Annotated in this window: 16 protein-coding genes and 1 tRNA gene; 7 read left to right on the forward strand and 10 right to left on the reverse strand. The window is 62.6% G+C overall.

Annotated features, from left to right (window positions below; translation table 11 throughout):
* Positions 1-4 precede the first annotated feature (4 nt).
* From QZ564_RS07840 to QZ564_RS07850, 3 genes are all read right to left on the reverse strand, one after another.
* Positions 5-304, reverse strand: a complete 300-nt coding sequence (locus QZ564_RS07840) for a hypothetical protein (protein ID WP_297107368.1) — start codon at positions 302-304, stop codon at positions 5-7.
* 23 nt (positions 305-327) lie between these two features.
* Positions 328-1,407, reverse strand: coding sequence for an AbrB family transcriptional regulator (locus QZ564_RS07845; protein WP_297107371.1), 1,080 nt, complete (start codon positions 1,405-1,407; stop codon positions 328-330).
* Positions 1,408-1,502: 95 nt separating this feature from the next.
* The gene (locus tag QZ564_RS07850) at positions 1,503-2,669 is read right to left on the reverse strand and encodes a M20 aminoacylase family protein (RefSeq protein WP_297107374.1); all 1,167 of its coding nucleotides are present in this window, start codon (positions 2,667-2,669) and stop codon (positions 1,503-1,505) included.
* Positions 2,670-2,932: 263 nt separating this feature from the next.
* Between QZ564_RS07850 and QZ564_RS07855 the strand changes: the two genes are divergently transcribed.
* The 6 genes from QZ564_RS07855 (at position 2,933) to QZ564_RS07880 (ending at position 9,206) form a co-directional block, all read left to right on the forward strand.
* On the forward strand, positions 2,933-3,691 hold the full coding sequence (locus tag QZ564_RS07855) for an electron transfer flavoprotein subunit beta/FixA family protein (protein ID WP_297107377.1): 759 nt from the start codon (positions 2,933-2,935) through the stop codon (positions 3,689-3,691).
* Positions 3,691-4,614 (forward strand): FAD-binding protein, encoded by a 924-nt coding sequence (locus QZ564_RS07860; protein ID WP_297107380.1) that lies wholly within the window; start codon positions 3,691-3,693, stop codon positions 4,612-4,614. The genes QZ564_RS07855 and QZ564_RS07860 overlap by 1 nt, the downstream gene beginning before the upstream one ends.
* Before the next feature lie 67 nt (positions 4,615-4,681).
* Positions 4,682-5,866 (forward strand): amino acid aminotransferase, encoded by a 1,185-nt coding sequence (locus tag QZ564_RS07865; protein WP_297107384.1) that lies wholly within the window; start codon positions 4,682-4,684, stop codon positions 5,864-5,866.
* 81 nt (positions 5,867-5,947) lie between these two features.
* Positions 5,948-6,601: a fructose-6-phosphate aldolase gene (fsa, locus tag QZ564_RS07870; protein WP_297107387.1), complete on the forward strand. Its 654-nt coding sequence runs from the start codon at positions 5,948-5,950 to the stop codon at positions 6,599-6,601.
* A 75-nt stretch (positions 6,602-6,676) separates the two neighbouring features.
* Complete coding sequence (locus tag QZ564_RS07875; RefSeq protein ID WP_297107390.1) at positions 6,677-7,735, forward strand: Mrp/NBP35 family ATP-binding protein; 1,059 nt, start codon at positions 6,677-6,679, stop codon at positions 7,733-7,735.
* Between the two features lie 157 nt (positions 7,736-7,892).
* Positions 7,893-9,206, forward strand: coding sequence for a GH1 family beta-glucosidase (locus QZ564_RS07880; RefSeq protein WP_297107393.1), 1,314 nt, complete (start codon positions 7,893-7,895; stop codon positions 9,204-9,206).
* 44 nt (positions 9,207-9,250) lie between these two features.
* Here the strand turns inward: QZ564_RS07880 and QZ564_RS07885 are convergent, their stop codons facing one another.
* The 5 genes from QZ564_RS07885 to QZ564_RS07905 form a co-directional block, all read right to left on the reverse strand.
* The gene (locus QZ564_RS07885) at positions 9,251-10,819 is read right to left on the reverse strand and encodes an ABC transporter ATP-binding protein (protein WP_297107396.1); all 1,569 of its coding nucleotides are present in this window, start codon (positions 10,817-10,819) and stop codon (positions 9,251-9,253) included.
* The gene (locus QZ564_RS07890; protein WP_297107399.1) at positions 10,806-11,654 is read right to left on the reverse strand and encodes an ABC transporter permease; all 849 of its coding nucleotides are present in this window, start codon (positions 11,652-11,654) and stop codon (positions 10,806-10,808) included. The genes QZ564_RS07885 and QZ564_RS07890 overlap by 14 nt, the downstream gene beginning before the upstream one ends.
* Positions 11,651-12,601 carry an ABC transporter permease gene (locus QZ564_RS07895; RefSeq protein WP_297107402.1) on the reverse strand — a complete coding sequence of 317 codons (951 nt, stop codon included), beginning with the start codon at positions 12,599-12,601 and terminating at the stop codon, positions 11,651-11,653. The genes QZ564_RS07890 and QZ564_RS07895 overlap by 4 nt, the downstream gene beginning before the upstream one ends.
* 201 nt (positions 12,602-12,802) lie before the next feature.
* Positions 12,803-14,281 (reverse strand): ABC transporter substrate-binding protein, encoded by a 1,479-nt coding sequence (locus QZ564_RS07900; RefSeq protein WP_297107405.1) that lies wholly within the window; start codon positions 14,279-14,281, stop codon positions 12,803-12,805.
* Between the two features lie 70 nt (positions 14,282-14,351).
* Positions 14,352-17,042, reverse strand: coding sequence for a histidine kinase dimerization/phospho-acceptor domain-containing protein (locus QZ564_RS07905; protein WP_297107408.1), 2,691 nt, complete (start codon positions 17,040-17,042; stop codon positions 14,352-14,354).
* A 276-nt stretch (positions 17,043-17,318) separates the two neighbouring features.
* Here QZ564_RS07905 and QZ564_RS07910 point away from each other — a divergent pair.
* Positions 17,319-17,395, forward strand: a tRNA-His gene (locus QZ564_RS07910).
* A 16-nt stretch (positions 17,396-17,411) separates the two neighbouring features.
* On the opposite strand, the gene QZ564_RS07915 is transcribed toward QZ564_RS07910, so the two are convergent.
* Together QZ564_RS07915 and QZ564_RS07920 are read right to left on the reverse strand one after the other, a co-directional pair.
* Positions 17,412-19,376, reverse strand: a complete 1,965-nt coding sequence (locus QZ564_RS07915; RefSeq protein WP_297107411.1) for a TadE/TadG family type IV pilus assembly protein — start codon at positions 19,374-19,376, stop codon at positions 17,412-17,414.
* 60 nt (positions 19,377-19,436) lie between these two features.
* Positions 19,437-20,066: a L,D-transpeptidase gene (locus tag QZ564_RS07920; RefSeq protein ID WP_297107414.1), complete on the reverse strand. Its 630-nt coding sequence runs from the start codon at positions 20,064-20,066 to the stop codon at positions 19,437-19,439.
* Positions 20,067-20,157: the final 91 nt, after the last annotated feature.

A 20,157-nucleotide genomic window follows, 5' to 3' on the forward strand; every position in this document is an offset into this window, starting at 1 on the left:
CAGGCTATTGGACCCGCTCGAAGGTGTCGGGGTGAAAGAACTGCATTTCCTCTCCGCCGCCGGGCTTGCGCACGAAGGCACGAATGCAGCCGCCCCACATTTCGGCCCGCGTTGCATCCACGCCCATGCGCCGTAGCCGCATCAGATTGAACGCGTTCAACTCGGTTTCGGTGAAGCTCTTGCCGATGCTGAAGCCGAAGGAAATGCTGACGCCTGACTGGCGCGTCAGGCATTGAGTTGTCGATGCCTGGGCGGTTCCGGCGAAGACAAGGGTGAGCACAATGGCGGCCGCAATTCTGGTCATTCGGAATGTCTCCCTTGCCCGATTCATGCCGCCCGATTGTGGCCGTCCTGTGCCTTTCGTTCCTGCCAGCGAACCCAGAATGCGACGGCGGGGATGGCAAAGCTGAGCAGCAGCAGGCGAATGACATGGTGTGCGGCGATGAAGGCTGTGTCGTAGCCCAGAGCAATGCCCAGCGCCCCCATGCCTTCGAGCGCGCCCGGCGACAGACCCAGCCAGATCTGTCCAAAGGGCATGTCGACCAGTTGCATCACGCCAAATGCCATCACTGTGACGATGCTCACCGTCATCGCCGTGGCGATCAAGCCACCCTTGGCCGCCGCCAGGAATTCCCGCCGAGTGATGCCGACGAAACGCGATCCGATGAGCGCGCCTGTCAGCACGAAGGTCGCAATCACCATAGGGGCAGGCATGGCCGCGGTATAAAGACCGCCCAGCTTTGCGGCCGTCGCCGCTGCCATGGCGCCCAGCACCATGCCTGCCGGCACCTTGAGCCGCATGAAGAGCACGCCGGCAGCCACGCATCCGGCGGCCAGGATAAGCACCTGCAACGGGTTTAGAACGTCGCTTCGCACGGGAGGCGCGAACTGGTCTATCGGCAGAAACACCGCGCCGATGGGCACTGCGATCGTCAGCATCAGGATGCGGATTACCTGGATGATCACGATTTGTCGGGCATCGCCAATGCCGGTTGCGGCAATGCCCATGACAAATGACAGATGCCCCGGGAACGAGCTGAGATAGGCCGTGCCCGGATCGAGCTTGAACACCCGCGTCAGCATCCAGCCGGTTGCAGCCACGATAATGACCAGTTCGATGGCGAGGGCTGCCAGGGACACCGGCCAACTGCCCAGCAACTGCAGGCTGTCCGGAGCAACGCTGGCACCCATGGACATGCCGATGAGGACGAAAACCACATTGCGCAACCCATCTGGCATGCGCATTGGTGCCCCCAACATAGCGGCAATGGTGACAGCAAGCGCCGCACCCATAAGCCATCCGGCCGGCAAGCCCGGGACATGGGCCAACCCTCCGCCCGCTGCCGCGACGGCGAGGGTGATGACGACTGGAATGATGTCGGTACGGGCAATAAATGAGGCAGGCATTATGCCTCTTGCCTTAACCGATCCAAAGTCCCCGCGAAAGGTTGATCGGAAGGATCAATGTGGCGAACCGGCCGGCCCTTGGCAGCCAACGAGTCTCAGCCGAGGGGCAAAGCCTTCTCCACCAGCCTGACCCAATAGCTCACACCAACCGGAATGGCCTCATCATTGAAGTCATATGTATCGGTGTGCAGTTCGGTCGAGTCGCCATTGCCCAGGAAGATATAGGCGCCGGGCCGCTCGTTGAGCATGAAGGAGAAATCCTCGCCGCCCATGGACGGCGCCGCGTCGTCATCGACCTGACTGGCTCCCACAATGTCCCGCGCCACTGCTGCGGCAAAAGCCGTCTGTTCGGGCGCATTGACCGTCACCGGATAGCCGCGCGCATAGCGCACCGTGGCTTCTGCGCCAAAGCTCTGGGCAAACTGGGGTACGAACTCGTTCAACCGCGCTTCGATGAAGTCCTGCACGTTGCCGTCCAGCGTGCGCACCGTGCCGGTGATCTTGGCGGTGCGTGAGATCACGTTGTCCGCCTCGCCAGCCTCCACCATGGTCACGCTCAGCACCGCACTGTCGAGAGGGTCAAGATTGCGCGAAACGATAGTCTGCAGCGCCGTAACCATCTGTGCCGCCACAATGATCGGGTCGATCGTTACCTGCGGACGTGCCGCATGGCCGCCCCGGCCGATGATGTCGATATAAAACCGGTCTGTCGCGGCCATGATGCCCCCGGCACGGATGCCGAAGGTGCCAACCGCCATACCCGGCCAGTTGTGCATGCCATAGACCTCGGCGATGTCGAATGTGTCCAACAGGCCGTCGTCGATCATCACCTTGCCGCCGCCACCGCCCTCTTCGGCCGGCTGGAAGATCAGAGCCACCCGCCCATCGAAATTGCGCGTCTCGGCCAGATATTTTGCCGCCCCGAGCAGCATGGCGGTGTGCCCGTCATGACCGCAGGCGTGCATCTTGCCGGCCTGGGTCGAGGCATGCGGCAGCCCGGTCTTTTCCGTCATTGGCAGGGCGTCCATATCGGCGCGCAGGCCAATGGTCCGGGTGCCCTGGCTCCGACCCTGTATGATCCCAACGACGCCGGTCCTGCCGATCCCCGTCACCACCTCGTCGCAGCCGAACGCCCGCAATTTGTCCGCCACAATCCCGGCCGTGCGATGAACATCGAACAGTACTTCGGGGTGGGCATGAAAATCTCGCCGCCAGGCGGCGATCTCGGGTTGAAACTCGGCAATTCGATTAAGAACGGGCATAAGCATTCCGAAGCAGTCGTGAAGGCGGCAATGTCTCCGCCCGGGCAGGGGACGTCAACTCCACACGTGGTCGCGGTCGCGCCCTTCCGCAAGACGATCATGCGCAGCGGGACCACCGCCGCTATCCTTGCAAGCATCCCGCGGGCACCCCTTTCCAATCTTTTGCGTCAGACCGAACCGAATTTCCCCCGCTGCGCCTTGCCCGCATGGGGGCTTTTTGCCAGAAAGCCCATCAACTATCGGCAGTTGCCCAAAGGTTGGCTATGAAAATCCTGGTCGCGGTCAAACGCGTGGTCGATCACAATGTGCGCATCCGGGTCAGGCCCGACGGTACCGGCGTCGAGACCACTGGCGTGCGTATGTCCATGAACCCATTCTGCAAGCACGCGGTGGAAGCGGCCGTGCAGATGGCTGAAGCCGGCCACACTGAGGAAGTGGTGATCGTCTCCATCGGGCCGAAACCAGCCAATGATGTAATCCTCACCGCTCTCGCCATGGGCGCTCACCGCGGCGTACTCATTGAGACCGATCAGGCGCTCGAGACGCTCGCCATCGCCAAACTCCTCGCCAAGGTGGTGGATGAGGAAAAGCCTGATCTAGTCCTGCTGGGCAAGCAGGCCGTGGACGATGACAGCAATCACGTGGGCCAGATGCTGGCAGCGCTGACCGATCGGCCCCAGGCTACCTTCGCGTCCGCGATCAAACTTGCCGGCGATGAGCTGGAGGTGACCCGCGAAGTCGATTCCGGCCGCGAAACCATTGCTATACCGCTCCCTGCCATCGTCACAGCCGATCTGCGGCTCAATACGCCCCGCAACGCGGCCTTGCCCATGGTGATGAAGGCGCGGGCAAAACCACTGGCCATTCGGCCCGCCAGCGAGCTTGGTGTTGATCTGGCGCCCCGCCTGAAGGTCGAGAAGGTCTCCCCACCTGCGGAGCGAAGTGCCGGCAGGGCAGTCAATTCCGTGGCCGAACTCGCCGCCATCATTGCCGATGATGTCAACGCGATGGAGGCGATCTGATGAGCGTCCTGCTGCTCGCCGAACTCGACAATGGCGCCCTCTCGGCCTCCACCGCCCGGGTCGCCGCCGCGGCCGCCCAGCTTGGCCCTGTGGACCTGCTGGTCGCAGGTCCCCGCGCCGCTGCCGATCAGGCGGCAACCATTGCTGGCATTGCCAAGGTCATCCACGCCAAAGAGGCCGTGTTGGCCGACGGCCTGGCAACTCTGCTCGCCGGATTGGCCGAGGCGTACACGGTTATCGCCGCGGCCGCCTCGACGACCGGCAAGGATGTGATGCCACGCTTGGCCGCCAAACTCGATGTTCAGCCGGTCACCGACATTGTCGCCATCGAGGGTGCCACCCGGTTCGTCCGCCCCATCTACGCCGGCAATGCGTTGGAAACCGTCACCGACCTGCAAGCCAAGCATGTCCTCACATTCCGCCCCTCTGCCTTCCGTCCGGCGGCGTCGGGCAATGCGGCGCCGATTGAAGCGCTAGATGCGGACATCGTCTCTGCCGCCCGTTTCATTGCAGCACATCGCACTGAAAGCGACATCCCCGATCTTTCCACGGCGCAAATCGTGGTCGGCGGCGGGGTGTCGGTGGGCTCTGCCGAGGGCTTCAAACTGGTCGAGGCCTTGGGGCGAACCCTTGGTGCCGCGATTGGCGCGACCCGCGCAGCCGTTGATGCCGGCTACGCGCCCAATGACTGGCAGGTTGGCCAGACCGGGAAGATCATCGCCCCGGACCTCTACATTGCCGTCGGCATCTCGGGCGCGCTGCAACACCTTGCAGGTATTCAGGGCGCAAAGAAGATCATCGCGATCAATACCGACGCCGAGGCACCCATCGTCAAGATCGCCGATGTCGCATTGATCGGCGATCTGTTCGACATTCTGCCCAAGCTAACCGCCGAGCTGGAGAAATCGGGCCTCAAACGCTAACGCCGCCGATTTGCAATTCATTCCACCCGGCCTATAAAGGCCACGCCTTCTCACCGGATCTTCCGACATGTTCGAAACCCTCTCCAAGGCTCCTGGCGACAAGATTTTGGCGCTCATGGGCGAATACGCCGCCGACCAACGCTCCCAGAAGATCGACCTTGGCGTCGGCGTCTACAAGGATGAAAAGGGCGTCACCCCGGTGATGACCTCGGTCCGCAAGGCCGAAGAGCGCATGCTCGCCAACGAGAAGACCAAGACCTATCTCGGCATTGCTGGTAACAAGGGCTTCGGCAATGCCGTGCTCGATCTCGTCCTGGCGGGCAGTGTCGACCGCGACCGCGTCCGCATTGCCCAGGCCCCCGGCGGCACCGGTTCGCTCTGGGTGCTGATGCAATTGATCAACCGCGCCCGGCCCGGCGCCACGGTTTATGTGTCCGACCCGAGCTGGGCCAACCACAATCCCATCGCCATTGGTTCCGGTCTCGAGGTCGCGACCTATCCTTATTTCGATCCCGCCACTCGGGCGGTGAAGTTCGACGAGATGCTGGCCGCTCTCGACAAGCTGGGTGCTGGCGACGTCGTTCTGCTGCATGGTTGCTGCCATAACCCCACGGGCGCCAATCTCACCAATACGCAGTGGGATCAGGTGGCCGAAAGCCTCGCGCGCACTGGCGCTCTGCCCTTCATCGATCTGGCCTATCTCGGCTTTGGTGACGGCATTGAGGCCGACGCCTACGGCACCCGCAAGGTCGTCTCCGCCGTCCCCGAATCGCTGATCGCCTTCTCCGGCTCGAAGAATTTCGGCCTCTATCGCGAACGCATTGGCGCGGCCATTCTGGTCGCCCGGGACAGCGCACAGGCTGATGTGACCAACTCGCAGTTGCTCAATATCATCCGGGGTGCCTATTCGCAGCCCCCCGACCACGGCGCGGAAATTATCCGTATTATCCTTGAGGATGCTGAACTCCGCGCCGAGTGGGAAGCCGAACTCTCTCAAATGCGTGAGCGCATGCTTACCCTGCGTGCAAAACTGGCCGCCGCAATCCGCGAGCGGTCCAATTCAAGCGATTTTGATTTCGTGGCCGATCACCGCGGCATGTTCTCGCTGCTCGGGCTGCCTGGCGAGGCGGTTGATCATCTTAAGGCCGAAAACGGGGTGTATATGACGGGGGACAGCCGCATCAACGTGGCTGGTATCCCGGAAGATCGCGTCGGCGATCTGGCCGAGGCCATCCTGTCCGCCATTCGCTAGGTGCACCGCTTGCGGCAATCCGCCCGCATGTCTACATCTGGTGTAAGCGCCAGACAGAATTAGAGTTTTCAGGAGGGAACGATGAAGTTCTTCGTCGACACTGCAGATACCGCCGCCATCAAGGAGCTTCACGAAACCGGGCTTCTGGATGGTGTAACCACCAACCCGTCGTTGATCGCCAAGTCCGGCAGGGACTTCAAGGAAGTGATCGCGGAGATTTGTTCCATCGTGCCCGGCCCGGTTTCGGCCGAAGTGGCCTCGCTGGAATATGACGGCATGGTTGCCGAGGGTGAAACCCTGGCCAAGATCGCATCCAACGTCGTCATCAAGCTGCCCTTGACCCTGGCTGGCCTCAAGGCCACCAAATACTTCAAGGAAAAGGGTGTGAAGACCAATGTCACACTCTGCTTCGCGGCCAATCAGGCCCTGCTCGCGGCCAAGGCCGGCGCGACCTATATCTCGCCCTTCATCGGCCGCCTGGATGATATCAATCTCGATGGCATGGAGCTGATCGAGAACATCCGGACTATCTACGACAACTACCAGTTCGAGACGCAGATTCTGGCTGCCTCGATCCGTTCGGCCAACCATGTTACGCAGGCCGCGCTGGCCGGCGCCGATGTGGCCACCATCCCGCCCGACGTCATCAAGAAGCTGGCCCTGCACCCGCTGACCGATAAGGGCATCGAAGGCTTCCTCAAGGATTGGAAGGCCACGGGCCAGTCGATTCTCTAAGAGCTTTCGCTCCGCTTTCAGGCCCCGCCCTTCGATACGTTCGGGGTGGGGTCTTTTTTGTTTCAGGAATTCTGCATGGCCGACACAGATCTTGCTGCCCAGATCAAGGCTGCCCTCGCCGACGTCGAGATTCCCGGCGGCGGTGATCTGGCTGGCTATGGCGGCCTCTCCGATATTATCGTTACGCCAGGCGCTATAGCCTTTGCGATTGCAGTTGCACCGGGCATGGAAGCGGCCTTCGGGCCCGCGCGGGAAGAGGCACAAAAGCGCGCCCAAGCGGTCGGCGGCGCTCGCAAGGTGATGGTCTCGCTCACTGCCGAAAAGTCCAACGCTCCCAAGTTTGGCCATGGCGGAGCCCAGCCGCAGGGCAAGACCCGCGTCAACGGCGTCAAGCGCATCATCGCGGTTGGCTCCGGCAAGGGCGGCGTGGGCAAGTCCACCACGGCGGTCAATATTGCGCTGTCGCTGGCTGCGGAGGGCCTGAAAGTCGGTGTACTCGATGCGGACCTCTACGGCCCCTCCATTCCCAAGCTGCTTGGCATCGAAGGCAAGCCCGCCATTCGCGACGATGGCGTCTTCACACCGCACGAGGCCTACGGGGTCAAAGCCATATCCATCGGCTCCATGCTGGTGCCGGGACAGGCCGTGGTCTGGCGCGGCCCAATGGCTACATCCGGCCTGCGGCAGTTGCTGCGCGAGACCGATTGGGGTGGTCTTGATGTGCTGATCATCGACCTGCCCCCGGGCACTGGCGATATCCACATCGCGCTGTTCCAGCAGACTATCGTCGATGGCGTGGTGATTGTCTCCACGCCCCAGGACCTGGCCCTGATCGACGCTCAAAAGGCTATCGACATGCTGCGCCGCATGTCCGTTCCTGTGTTGGGCCTGGTTGAGAACATGAGCTATTTCATCGCCCCGGACACCGGCCATCGTTACGATATCTTCGGCACCGGTGGCGCCGAAAAGGCTGCGGCACGCCTCCAAATTCCCTTCCTTGGCCCAGTTCCGCTGGTCATGTCGATCCGCGAAGGCTCCGATGCCGGCGCCCCGCCGCTGGTGACGGCACCCGACGGACCCGAGGCCGGGGCCTACCGCCAGATCGCCCAACGTCTGGTCACCACACTGGCATAGGCCGGAAAGTCCAGGGCCAGCGAGGCGGAAAACGTCTCCGCAGCACTTTGCCGCCCGGTGGCGCGCCCTTAAATCGATTGCTGAAATCGATTGCATGAGCTCGGCGGTCAGTGTTATTCCGCTGAACCACAAGGGCGAATGCCTGCAGGGAGGGGATATGTTCTCGTTTGATCGCCGGGATTTCGGCTCTGACTTCACGTTCGGCGTGGCCACCGCCGCCTATCAGATCGAAGGAGGGCAGGGCGACGGTCGCGGCCCATCGATCTGGGACACCTTCTCCGCCACCCCCGGCAACGTTCACAATGGCGATACCGGGCTCCACGCCTGCAATCATTATGAGCTTTGGCCGCAGGACCTCAACCTGATCCGCGATGGCGGCTTCGATGCCTATCGCTTCTCCTTGTCTTGGCCGCGGCTCATCCCCGAAGGCACCGGGACCGTCAACCAGGCCGGTATTGATTTCTATGACCGCCTGATCGACGGCATGCTTGACCGCGGCGTCAAACCCTACGCTACGCTCTACCACTGGGACCTGCCCTCAGCCCTGCAGGACCGCGGCGGCTGGATGAACCGTGACATTGCCAACTGGTTCGCCGACTACGCCAAACTGGTCGCCAACAAGTTCGGCGACCGGCTTGAGGCCACTGCCACCATCAACGAACCCTGGTGCGTGGCTTTCCTCAGCCATTTCCTCGGCATCCATGCCCCCGGCTATCGCGATCTGCGTGCCGCCGCCCGTGCCATGCATCATGTGCTGTTCGCCCATGGCACTGCCATCGACGCGCTGCGCGCCGCGGGCGCAAAGAACCTCGGCATCGTGCTAAATCTCGAAAAATCCGAGCCGGCAACCGACAGCGAAGCGGACAAGTCTGCCGCCAATTTCGGCGATGCGGTGTTCAATCGCTGGTATCTCGGCGGTGTCCTCAAGGGCCAGTATCCCAAAGAGATGACCGACTGGCTCGGGCCCTATCTGCCGGCGAACTACCTGGACGACATGGCGGTGGTGTCGCGGCCGCTCGACTGGCTCGGCATCAACTACTATACGCGCGGGCTCTATCAGGCCTCTTCTGAGCCCGGCCGTGCCGCTGAACAGGTCAAGGGACCGCTCGAGAAGACGGATATCGGCTGGGAAATCTATCCGCAGGGCCTCACCGACCTGCTGGTGCGTGTCTCGAACGACTACACCAAGCTGCCCATCTACGTCACCGAGAACGGCATGGCCGAGGTCGAGGGCGACAACGATCCGCGGCGCGTAAAGTACTACGAGGACCACCTCAAGGCTGTGCTCGCCGCTCGCCAGGCCGGTGCCGATGTACGCGGCTATTTCGCCTGGTCGCTGCTCGACAACTACGAATGGGCCGAAGGCTACAACAAGCGTTTTGGTCTGGTGCATGTGGATTACCAGAGCCAGAAGCGGACGCCCAAGGCCAGCTATCGTGCTTTCCAGGGCCTGCTGCACAACAGCCGCTGATATCCGTACCGCGGAGAGGCTGGCAGCCTGCCAGGGGAGAACCGCTAGGCGACCTCCGGCAGCCTTGCGGCCATCAGGGCTTTTGTCAGAGGGTGTTCGGGGTGCGCGAACAGGGTCTCGGGCGTGCCTTCTTCCACGATCCGGCCCTTTTCCATGACCAGGACCCGGTCGGCCATGGCAGCCACCATGTCTAGGTCATGGCTGATGATGAGATAGGTCAGTCCATGCTCGGCCTGCAGGCGTGCCAGCAAAGCAAGAATATCGCCGCGCACCGAAACATCCAGTGCCGAAACCGGCTCGTCCAGAACCACCAGCCGCGGCCGGGTTACCAGCGCCCGCGCAATGGCTAGACGCTGCCTCTGCCCGCCGGAAAATTCGTGCGGATAGCGCGCCAGCATGGCAGCCTTGAGACCGACCGCTTCGATGGCCTCGCGCAGGCGGGCCTCACGTTCCTCGCCCGATATGCGCCCCAGCAGGTGCAGCGGCTCGCCCAGCGACTGGGCGATCGTCATACGCGGGTCAAAACTGCTGAACGGATCCTGAAAAACCAGCGACATGTTCGCGCGCAGCAACGGCGGCAAATTGCTGCCGTCATAGGCCGTGCCGTCAAACACCATTCGGCCGTCGCTGGCCTTGTCCAGCCCAACGATAATCCGTGCCAGGGTCGTCTTGCCGCAGCCGGAAGGGCCGACAAGCGCTACGCATTCGCCTGTGCCTATGGTCAGCTCAACCTGGTCAACGGCGCGCACCGGAGCGCCGCACCCTGGCCAGATCCCCGATTGCCTATAGATGCGGCCGACGCCTTCGACCCGCAATAATGCGGCCCGATCATCGTTGAGGGACGCGGAGGATCGGAGGCGCCTTTCCATCCGGCTCGCCGCAACGAGTTCTCGCGTATAGTCGGCCACCGGAGCCCGCAGGACGTCCCCGGTCACCCCCTGTTCAACCAGTTCGCCGGCGCGCATCACCCCGATCCGGGTGCACAGCGCAGCCACCGCACGGATATCGTGGCTGATAAAGATCAGCGTCATGTGCCGGCGCCGGCAAATCGTGGAAATCAGATCGAGCACGGTTCGTTGCGTGATGACGTCCAGCGCCGAAGTGGGCTCGTCAGCGATCATCAACTCGGGCTTGCTGGCGAGAGCCATGGCGATCATTGCGCGCTGACGCTGCCCCCCGGACAGCTGGTGCGGATAGCGAGCGGCAAGGCCCGGCGCCAATCCGACTTCGTCCAGCAATGCCGATACGGCGAGCGGTACGATCTCGCTGGTCTCAGACAACCGGATCGCTTCCTCGATCTGTTCGCCAATGGTCATTAGCGGGTTGAGGGCAGTCATGGGCTCCTGGAACACCATGCCGATATGCCGACCCCGCAGCCGCGTCATGTCGCGCTCGTCATCCGGCAGCACTGTCCCCTCGAACAGGACCTGCCCAGAAACCGCGGCGCTCTCCGGCAGCAGGCCGGCGATCGCCAGCGCCGTTAGCGACTTGCCCGATCCGCTCTCCCCAATGATACCGAACCGCTCACCGCGCTCGATCCGGAGGGACAGCCCGCTGACCGCCTCATGCTGTCCGAAGGTTATCGTCAGATCGCGGATATCAACCAGCGCCATGGCTCAACCCCTGGTGGCGCAAGCGCGGGTCCATCGCGTCACGCAAGCCGTCTCCGGCAATGTTGAGGGCGATCACCACCAGCACGATGGTCAATCCCGGTATCAGGCTCAGGCTGGGATGGATCAGGAACAGGCTTTGCGCGTCCCGCAGCATCAACCCCAGGCTGGTGGCCGGCGGCTGGGTGCCCAGGCCGATATAGCTCAGTCCCGCTTCGGCCAGAATGCCCAGTGACAGCTGGATGGTGCCCTGCACGATCAACAGGCTCATGATGTTGGGCAGGAGGTGCCGGGCGGCGATGGTGGCTCTGCCCAGGCCGGCCAGCCGGGCCGCGGCGACATAGTCCTGCGTGGCGATGGCCAGCGCCCCGCCGCGCGCCACTCGCGCAAAGACCGGGATATTGAATATGCCGATGGCGATGGTGGCATTGGTTGCGCCCGGGCCCGCCAGGGTGGCGATGAGAATGGCTACTATGACGGCCGGGAAGGCAAAGGTGAGATCGGAGAAACGCAGCACCAGCCACTCTACCGCGCCACCCCAGGCCACGGCGGCGAGGCCCAATGGCACGCCGATGCCAACGCCGATCAGCACCCCCAGTGATGCCACAACGAAGCTTGTCAGCATCCCGCTCATCACCAGCGACAGCATATCGCGCCCCAGATGATCAGTACCCAACCAATGGGCCCAGCCGGGACCAAGGAAGCGCCGGGAGATTGCGATCTGGTCGATCGGGTATGGGGTCCACCACAGCGAAACTAGGCCCAGTAGGGCGAAAATCCCGGCGGCCAATAGACCGATGGCAAGGCTGGGGTGTTGCCGGGCAAGCTTCCGCATCATGCGCCCTGCCTTCGCAGGCGCGGGTCGACCAGACCATAGCAAAGATCGACAAGCAGCATGGTTGCTGTGGTTGCCACCACCAGCACGATGGTCGCGCCGCGCACTAGTACCAGATCACGCTCTGAGATCGCGGTGAAGATCAGCCGACCCAATCCGGGCAAGTAGAACACGTTTTCAACGATGATGGTCCCGGCGATCAGATAGGCGAATTGTAGCCCCAGAATGGTCAGGACCGGCAGCAAGGCATTGCGAACGCCATGGCGCCAAATGGCCTCGCTCTTGGTCATCCCTTTCGCGCGGGCGGTACGGATGAAGTCCTGCTCGGCGACGTCGACCAGGGCCGTGCGCATCACCCGCGCCAGGATCGATGCCTGTGGCAGGGCCAGGGCAAGTCCCGGCAGCACAAGGCCACGCAAGGCAGCACCGGCATCTTCATCCCAGGGTATGAAGCCACCGGTCGGGAGCCAGCGCAGGGTCACCGCAAAGACCAGCGTCAGCAGCATGCCGAACCAGAAATTGGGAACGGCGACCCCGGTTTGCGCGAGGACCATCAGCGCTGTGTCGGTCGCCTTGCCGCGCCGCATCGCGGCCAGGATGCCGATCGGCAGGCCGACCACCACCGACACCACCATGGCGATCATGGTCAGGGGTAATGTGACGGCCATGCGCTCTGCAATCAGCTCCGAAACCGCCAGCCGCTGCGTGCTTGATATGCCGAAATCCCCGCGCAACATGCCGCCGATCCAATTCAGGAACCGCTCATGCGCAGGCGCATCCAAACCCATCTGCGCCCGAAGCGCAGCGACAGCTTCAGGCGTGGCATTGATACCCAGAATGAACCGGGCCGGATCGCCGGGCAGCAGGTCGAGCAGCAGAAAGATGATCAGCGCCGCCACGAACAAGGTGACCGCAAACCCGGCAATGCGGCGGAGGAGGAAGAGGGTCATGGGAGATACCCCCACCCTTGATCCCTCCCCGCAAGGGGGAAGGAAACGAAGAACTCAAACGGCCCAGCCTTTCGCTTCCCGCCTCGTGATGGGCTTAGACCCATCACAAAATGCAAGTCTCTCCGAGGGAGAGACTTGAGGGGAGACGGAACGAGGTTGGGGCCGCCCAGCGAGAACGGTGCCTTCTGTTTCGCCGAGGCCCTATTCCACCCAGCGGATATCCCGCAACACCACACCTTCCACCGGCGCGTTCTGCCACATGCCTTCGAGCTTGGCGTTCCACACCCCGGTCTGGGCCAGCTCGAACAGATAGCCGTTGACTGCGTCCCGGGCGATGATGGTCTGGATTTCCTGCGCCAGGCGCTTGCGTTCGGCCTCATCCGTTGTGGCATTGAGCGTCTCGTTGAGCGCCTGAACTTCAGGATTGTCATAGCCGAAGTAGTAGTCGGGGTTGGCATAGATGCCAATATCGAAGGGTTCGACATGGCTGATGATGGTCAGGTCGAAATCCTTGTTGGCAAACACATCTTCCAGCCACTGCGCCCATTCCATATTGACCAACTCAAGCGAGATGCCGACTTCGGCGAACTGGCTGGCGATGATCTGTCCCGAAAGGCGCGCATAGGCCACGGGCGGCAATTTCAGTGTCGCCGAGAAGCCATCGGCATATCCAGCCTCCGCCAACAAGGCGCGGGCGGCCTCCACATCATGGGGATAGGTGTTGGTCAGATCGAGGTAATAGGGGTGATGCGGTGCAAAATGGGTGCCGATCGGCACGCCATAGCCATAGGTTGCCCCCTCGATGATCTCCTGCCGGTCCAGCGCATGCGCCATGGCCTGCCGCACCTTGAGATCGCTGAAGGGCTCGCGACGATTATTGGTGGCCAGGATGGTCTCGCCTTCGGTGGAACCGACCAGCACCTTGAACTGCGGATTATTCTCGAACACCGCCAAGGCCTCGGCGGCGAAATTATTGGTGCCGTCCACATCGCCAGCCAGCAGCGCGTTGGTCATGGTCGCTGTGTCGGAGATGAACATATAGGTGGCCTTGGTCAGCGCTGGCTTCTCACCCCAATAGGGGCCGTACTGCTCCAGCACCACACGGCTGCCGCGATCCCACTGGATGAAGGCGAAGGGGCCGGTGCCGATTGGCTCGGCAGCATTGTTCCCGGCGCTTTCGGGCGCCACGATCACCGCGTCCCCGCGCCCCAGATTGAACAGGAACAGCCCATCCGGCCGCGACAGGGTGAATTCGACGGTCGTGGGGTCGATTGCCGAAACGTCCGAAATCGCGGTGTAGAGCGCCTTCTGCGCATTGACGCTGTCTTCGGCCAGCAGGCGGGCGAAGGTGAATTTCACGTCCTCGGCGTCGAAGCTGGTCCCGTCATGAAACGTCACGCCTTCGCGCAGCTTGAACCTGTAGGTCAGCCCCTCATCCGAAATGGTCCAGCTCTCCGCCAGCCCGGGTTGCACTGCCCCGGTCTGGTCGATCCGCACCAGGCCCTCGAAGATGTTCTGATAGACCACAACGTCGATCGCTTCGGCCGCACCCGCTGTCGGATCGAGGGCCGGGGGCTCCAATGCCACGCCGATGCGGATCTCGGTCGGTTGCGCCAGAACCGGCGCCGCCGCCAGCATCAGGCCTGTCATTGCCAGCGCCAGGGTCTTGCGTGCGATCATGGGGTGTCCTCCATCGTGGCCTGTTGTGCCAACACATATAGAGGAAGGACCCGCCGATGCGTAGCGCTCGCTACTCGGCTTCCTCCGCATTCTCGATCAGCTCCCGCTCATCCACCAGGTCAGCCGGGATTTTGAGCGTGAACAGCATGCCCTCCGGTCCCGCCGGGTCAACTGCGAGCGAGACGGCATTGACGGCCAGCAGCGAGCGGGTCAGTGCCAGCCCGACGCTGGACCGCACCGGCGCCAGCATCTGACCGTCCCGGCCAACGCCATCGCGGAACACGACGAAGCGCTCTGCCATATCCACTGCATCGGTGGAGCTGTCGCGGACATGGATGGCAATCGACCCGTCGTCATGCCGCTGCGCCGAGATGACCACGGCCCCACCCACCGGTGTCTGGTCGATGGCGCTGGCGAGTAGGTTCAACACCGCCTGCGCCAGCGAAGCCCGATCCGCCGTGATGCGCGGCAACATCTCGGAGATGGCATTGCGCACGATCACGCGGGCGCCATTGGCCTGGCCACGGATACGCAGCACGCATTGTTCCAGAAGGCTTGTGAGGTCCAGGCTCGCCCGTTGCGGAAGGTAGCGGCCATCGCGCAGCCGCGCATAATCGTCCAATTCGTCGACGAGCGCTGCAATCTCCTGCCCTGCCTGGGCGATGTCGTCGGCATAGGCGGCATATCGCTCATTGTCGAACTCGCCGAAGGCTTTCGAGCGGATGATGTCGGAAAAGCCAATGATCGTATTGAGCGGGCGGCGCACGCCGCGGCTTATACGATTGAGCAGCGCCGGATCGGCGTCGCCGGTCGAAGCGATCCGCACCGGTGTCATCTCGCGGGCCCGCACGAGACCGAAATAGCCCGAAACGACGCCGGCCTGGCCCAATGCGAACAGCAGGATTTCGGCCTTGCCATCAGTCGAGCGCAGCGTCAGGCAGGGACGGGCGGTCTCGGCAAAACGCGCCGGTCGCTCGAGAAAGCCGCGCAGCGCCACGCCGTCATCCTGTCCCACCAGGGCTGAAAGCAGCCGCCCCGTCATCGCCTTGCCTCCGGCGAGCATCAGCGTGGCCGCAGCGCTGGCCGCGCTCACCATGCCATTGCGGTTGGCCTCGATAAATCCGTCACCACGAATGTCGGCAAAGGTCTGGGCGAAGGCCTTGACCGCGTCCTCGTGGCCCGTACGCACCTCCGTCGTGCTGGCCGACAGCATCAGGGCCGGGCGACCATGCCAGGAGATCGATTGCAGCCTCGCGGTCACCGGCACCAATGTGCCATCACGCTGCACCAGATGATTGACCGGTCCGGCATCCTGGCCTTCAGAACCCATCACCGGGAAAATCGCCGCGAGGCCGGCCTGGCGCAGGCTCTCCACCGAGTCGTAGCCCACCATTTCGGTTATGGCGCGATTGGCAAACAGCACCTGCTGGTCGCGGAACACCAAAATGCCCAGCGGCAAACGGTTGAGCACCAGCGTTTCGCCGCCCAGGTTGACGAGCGCGCCTGTACCATTGCCGCCCTGAACTGCAGGTGGCACTGGTTGCACCGGGTTGACGGTCTGCTGGGTACGATCGCCCACGCGATCGTTGAGAATGCGGGACAACTCATCGAAATTATAGCGCGACACCCGCTCGACAGTTTCTGCGTCAGGCTGTGGTTCAGTGGCGGCCTCAGCTTTTTCGGTTCCCTCGGCGCTCGCCTGTGCCGGCGCAAAGCCGCGCCCGGTTATCCGGTACAGCTCGGTGGCCGGCCGCAGGTCCGGCTCGACTGCTTCGTCCTGTTCGACCTCGGCTTGGCCAAATGGCAGATCATCATCGGCCTCGGTCAGCGGAGCGTAGAGTGCCTCATCATCGGCCAGCTTTTCGACCAGATCGCTCAGCCGCCGGGACACCGCCTGCATGCCGTCTTCAGGTGCGCCCGCTTCGTCCACTTCTTCTTGGTCGGTCGCGCCCTCTGCCTCGCGCTGCTGTTCGGCAGAAACGGCGGCTATCGCGTCGAAAATGCTGGGCGGCTCGTTCTGGACCGGGATATCCTCGGCTTCCGGCCGCTCTTCCAGGCTCTCGGCCCAGTGCTCGGGACTGTCACTCTCGGCCGATGGCTTGTGCGGCTCGACTGGCTCATAGGCCGTTTCAGCATCGCCTTCCTGCCAACTCTGCAATTCGCGCGCATAGGCGTCATCGTCCGGAATAGGCGCTGCATCGTCCACGGTCGCCTCTTCGACCGGTCCGGCGGTCTCGATGACAGGCTCTTCGGCAGGCGCCGCTGGTTCGGGGCTGACCGCTTCCGGCGCTTCTCCCGCTTCGGGCAGATCCTGCGGGCCAGTTGGGGGTTCTTCGGCGCGCGCGGCGTCCAGCACATCGACCGGAATGGGGTCGACACCCACGATCAGCAGCACCGGCTCCCCGTTCTCCCAAACCAGCGGCGTGGTTGCGCAGGTGGCAGACAGCGGCTTTTCGCCTGCGAGGAACTGGATGCGCGCCAGACTGGTTCGGCCATGGGAGCCCAGCCGGAGAATACGCGCCACCTGACCCTTGATCGGCACTGCGGGGGCAGGGCGCTTGAGCCCGCTCTTCTTGACCTTGGCCTGGAACAGCGTCGCGGCTTGGTTGGACCAGATCAGCCGCTGGCCATCCTGCGACCAGAGCCATGCTGGACGTGAATCGTCCTCATGCTGCAGCACGCGGCGCGCATCGGGCAAAATGTTCCAGCGGTCATCCATGGACAGCCTTTGTCTGGTCGCGACCCCGGTGATCTGTCCCATTCCGGTACAAGCGTCCGAAGTTCCTTAAGTGTTCTTCAATATAGTGCAGCGTCAGGGGAATCCAGCCCGGCCGCATGCGCGCCGGGGCGCCATCGCTAGCAATGGTTAAGTGGCCTTTCCTAACGATCGGTCAGCAGCCCGCCGGATAATGGCGCCGACAGCGACATTTTCGCCCTCTGTCCACAGTGCAAAATCGGTGCTTGTCATCCCGTCCAACTCGACCTATGTTCCGCCCGCTTTCGGGTGCAGGCCAAGCCGCACCCCATTGCGGGTCCTGCCGCCTTAGCTCAGTTGGTTAGAGCGCTAGATTGTGGATCTAGAGGTCCTCCGTTCAATCCGGAGAGGCGGTACCACCCACCCCCTTCACCATCAGCGTGCCAAGCGCAGGGCCGACAGGTCATTGGCGATATCCTCGAACGTCGACTTGAGCTCGCTCGGGGAGGCAGGGAACTTGGCGTTGGACGCAACCGAAGCGCAGTTAGTCAGCATGTTACGGACCGTCTGCGGTGTGCTTTGGGTCACCGTGTCGGTGGCCAGACCGATCGTGTAGATCGAAATTCCCGCGGCCTTGGCATTGGCGCAGCTATCGAGTGTGCGCTGGTTCATTTCCGTGACCAGCGTCGCGTTGGCGACATTGCTGGGATTGCCCATGCGCGGAATATTGCCGCCACTGGTTGAGACCGATGAGGTGTTGTTGGAATTGTACTGGAATCCATAGGCCGAATGGTAGCAATTGCCATTGAGGCTGCCCTGGGTGCCGCCGCAGAAATTATAGGCGGTGTTCTCACCGTCGGTCATGACGATCATCACCTTGCTGGTGGCCTGGTCGTAGGGCCCGCCTTCGGTAAAGGGCGCGGTCGGTGACAGCGCCCGGAAGCCCCACACCGTGCCCATGTGAATATTGGTTCCGCCCTCCGCCTGCATGCCGTTGATCGTGTTGATCACCGTCGTTGGATTGGTGGTCAGCGGCAGGATGGCCGTGCGGGTGCAGTCCGCATTGGGCCCGCGAGAGAAGCTCGAATTGCTGACTCCCGCGTAGTACTTGCACACCCGCTCCTGCAGTTCGCGCGGGGAGAGGCCTTCTGGAATATAGCCACCGCCCGAGCAAGTGCGGGTGCGGGATTGGGTCGAGCCGCTGGTTGACCATCCGGACCAGGACCCCCAATTGCGACAGCCACAGCTTGACGGACGCTCTCCGTAAATCCCTTTTGCGAACTTCGATGTGCTGGTGAAATTTGTCGGGCCGCCCGTAGGTGACGACGAATAGTTGCTGCCGGTGCAGCCCCACCAATAGCAGGTCCTGGATTCAGTCTGTGTGCAGGTCGCGCCGCCCTGGGATGGTCGATCGCACACAGCCGGGCTGTCATTGACGTAGTTGTTGGTGCCCACGCCATCGACCATATCGGGCGAGAACAGAGGCACGAAGAGGGTGTTGGCCCCTGTTGGTGCGGTATCGTCAGTGTCCAGATACTCCGATGCCATAGTCCCAGTCTTGATATGCGGCCGCGCAACGACGCAACCGCGCCAGTTTTCGCCGGTGGCCGAAAAGAGGTCGAAAATGTTGGGAAAACTGTAGCCGGACAGGCTCAGCACACCCGAATTTTCATTGTCGTCATTGTCGAAATTGTCATTGGCGATCACCGAATTGCCATAACGGTCAATCCAGCTCGCATTGGCATTGCCGGTGCCCACATTGACATACATGGTGAAGGGTACGATCCCGACCTTGACGTCGTCGACAAGCGTGGCGCCGGGAGCGGGAATGCAGGTGTTTCCGCTGTCTACCGTGTCCGTGTACATCAGGATATTGGTGGCGCATTTGGCGGCTGCGACCAGATTGGTCATGCGACTGTCGCTGGCCATTGAGCCGGAATTGTCCAGCACCATCACCACTTCCAGTGCCAGCTTCTTGCGCGTGGCTTCCGCTTCGAAGCCGGCACTCAATTGTGGCACGCCCACCAGAGACACAAACATTGTGGGCATGGTGAAAGTGCCCGCGAAATAGAGCGAGCCATCGGTCGGGTTGGCCACTACCTGCACGATGTCGATGCTGTCCACGATTCTGGGATCGCTGACTCGTTCCTTGACGATGGCCAAGGCGGCAGCCTCGACATTGGCATCGCTGTAGCCCGGCTTGAAGATTTCGGGCTGCAGCGCCAGGGCGGCAGCGTCCAGCGCCAATTGCGCGCGCTGCCGGGTCTGTTCCAGGGTCACATAATCCACGGTCGCCCCGCCCAGGGCGATCAGCACAATGGCCATCAGCCCGAACAGCACGGCGAAGACGCCGCTCTCATCCTTGGCGAACTGTCGTAGCAGCGGAACGAATTGGGTCATGAAATGCACCTTGCTCGCGCCTTAAAACCAATGGCGCGGCGGCACTTTCCCGCAAACTCGTTAGGAAAGCACAACCACCTTGGTGTTCAGTTGCACGCGATTGTAGAGGTCGATCACATCGTCATTGGTCATGCGGATGCAGCCCGAGGAGACATTCTGGCCGATCGACCAGGGCTCGTTGGTTCCATGGATGCGGTAGAGCGTCGAACCCAGATAGAGCGCCCGCGCACCCAGCGGATTGTTGATGCCGCCTTCCATATGGGCGGGTAGGCCCGGCTGGCGCTTGCGCATTTCGGCCGGCGGCGTCCAGCCTGGCCATTCCGCCTTGCGTGACACCCGGTGCGTGCCGCTCCACTCGAAGCCATCCCGCGCCACCCCAATGCCGTAACGCAGAGCGCGCCCATCGCCGAGTACGAAATAGAGAAAGTGCTGGCGCGTATCGACCACAATGGTGCCGCTGCGTTCGCTGGTTGGATATTGCACCACCTGACGCAGATAGACCGGTGACACATAGGGGTTGGCCTGCAGCGCCAGGGCATGACGTGGACGGCCTTCGGTCAGCGTCACGCCGGGAGGCGGGGCAAAGCGCCAGCCCGGGCGGAAGGTATCCGCCTGCGCCGGAACCGCAGTGCTCAACATGGTCAGCATGGCCAGCGCAGCGGCCAGCCGGGACGAGATAGAATTGCTCATGGCCTGCATTTCCCAAGAATGCCTTTGGCCGTAGTTTCCCCGATAAGGGCAAAGGAGAGGTCAAGCCACGTGGTTAATCCCGCGTGGGTCC

It is taken from the genome of uncultured Devosia sp., from assembly GCF_913055165.1.
GTDB lineage: Bacteria > Pseudomonadota > Alphaproteobacteria > Rhizobiales > Devosiaceae > Devosia.

Coding starts and splice junctions, on each gene's coding strand:
- QZ564_RS07840 (WP_297107368.1), bottom strand. CDS start 304: ATGACCAGAATTGCGGCCGCCATTGTGCTCACCCTTGTCTTCGCCGGA.
- QZ564_RS07845 (WP_297107371.1), bottom strand. CDS start 1,407: ATGCCTGCCTCATTTATTGCCCGTACCGACATCATTCCAGTCGTCATC.
- QZ564_RS07850 (WP_297107374.1), bottom strand. CDS start 2,669: ATGCCCGTTCTTAATCGAATTGCCGAGTTTCAACCCGAGATCGCCGCC.
- QZ564_RS07855 (WP_297107377.1), top strand. CDS start 2,933: ATGAAAATCCTGGTCGCGGTCAAACGCGTGGTCGATCACAATGTGCGC.
- QZ564_RS07860 (WP_297107380.1), top strand. CDS start 3,691: ATGAGCGTCCTGCTGCTCGCCGAACTCGACAATGGCGCCCTCTCGGCC.
- QZ564_RS07865 (WP_297107384.1), top strand. CDS start 4,682: ATGTTCGAAACCCTCTCCAAGGCTCCTGGCGACAAGATTTTGGCGCTC.
- fsa (WP_297107387.1), top strand. CDS start 5,948: ATGAAGTTCTTCGTCGACACTGCAGATACCGCCGCCATCAAGGAGCTT.
- QZ564_RS07875 (WP_297107390.1), top strand. CDS start 6,677: ATGGCCGACACAGATCTTGCTGCCCAGATCAAGGCTGCCCTCGCCGAC.
- QZ564_RS07880 (WP_297107393.1), top strand. CDS start 7,893: ATGTTCTCGTTTGATCGCCGGGATTTCGGCTCTGACTTCACGTTCGGC.
- QZ564_RS07885 (WP_297107396.1), bottom strand. CDS start 10,819: ATGGCGCTGGTTGATATCCGCGATCTGACGATAACCTTCGGACAGCAT.
- QZ564_RS07890 (WP_297107399.1), bottom strand. CDS start 11,654: ATGATGCGGAAGCTTGCCCGGCAACACCCCAGCCTTGCCATCGGTCTA.
- QZ564_RS07895 (WP_297107402.1), bottom strand. CDS start 12,601: ATGACCCTCTTCCTCCTCCGCCGCATTGCCGGGTTTGCGGTCACCTTG.
- QZ564_RS07900 (WP_297107405.1), bottom strand. CDS start 14,281: ATGATCGCACGCAAGACCCTGGCGCTGGCAATGACAGGCCTGATGCTG.
- QZ564_RS07905 (WP_297107408.1), bottom strand. CDS start 17,042: ATGGGACAGATCACCGGGGTCGCGACCAGACAAAGGCTGTCCATGGAT.
- QZ564_RS07915 (WP_297107411.1), bottom strand. CDS start 19,376: ATGACCCAATTCGTTCCGCTGCTACGACAGTTCGCCAAGGATGAGAGC.
- QZ564_RS07920 (WP_297107414.1), bottom strand. CDS start 20,066: ATGAGCAATTCTATCTCGTCCCGGCTGGCCGCTGCGCTGGCCATGCTG.